The organism is Paenibacillus tepidiphilus, assembly GCF_008635795.1.
Taxonomy (GTDB): Bacteria; Bacillota; Bacilli; order Paenibacillales; family Paenibacillaceae; genus Paenibacillus_AQ; species Paenibacillus_AQ tepidiphilus.
Genome location: NZ_VWRQ01000083.1, coordinates 1 through 558, shown reverse-complemented (window position 1 = coordinate 558; position 558 = coordinate 1). Strand labels below are relative to the sequence as shown.

The following is a 558-nucleotide window of genomic DNA, read 5'->3' as shown; positions in this document are numbered from 1 at the left end:
TACCGAAGAACCTAAGGACAACATAACCTTAGGGAGGGAAGGAGCCCTGCTTTGTTTATGCTTTTGGAGGAGGTACGAGTGAGTGAATGCCAATCGGCTAACGACACCTAAAGAAAAAGTTCAAGAACTCCAAGAAAAGCTAGGTCATGCGGCCAAGGAGAGCAATAAGCGTAAATTCCATGCCTTGTACGACAAAGTTTACCGCTGGGATGTGCTGTGTGAAGCCTGGAAACGGGTGAAAGCGAACAAGGGAGCTGCGGGAGTAGATGCTGTGACGCTCGCAGATATTGAGGAACAGGGAGAAACAAGATTTCTTAAGGAATGCGAGCGAGAACTAAAAGAAGGCAGCTACCATCCGCAGCCCGTGCGGCGGCACTATATCCCAAAGAAAGACGGGAAGCCAAGACCGCTGGGTATCCCCACGGTGCGCGACCGAGTCATACAAATGGCAACGAAACTCGTCATTGAACCCATCTTTGAAGCAGACTTCGAAGAAGTATCCTTCGGATTTCGTCCGAAGCGGAGTGCCAAAGGAGCACTGGATCGAATCCGGAAAGC

At 50.4% G+C, this 558-nt stretch carries 1 protein-coding gene; it reads left to right on the top strand.

Annotation, left to right across the window (positions count from 1 at the left end; all coding sequences use genetic code 11):
* Positions 1 to 82 precede the first annotated feature (82 nt).
* Positions 83 to 558, top strand: a 476-nt coding sequence (locus tag F1379_RS29595; protein WP_275262670.1) for a reverse transcriptase domain-containing protein, incomplete at its 3' end; no start/stop codon positions are given.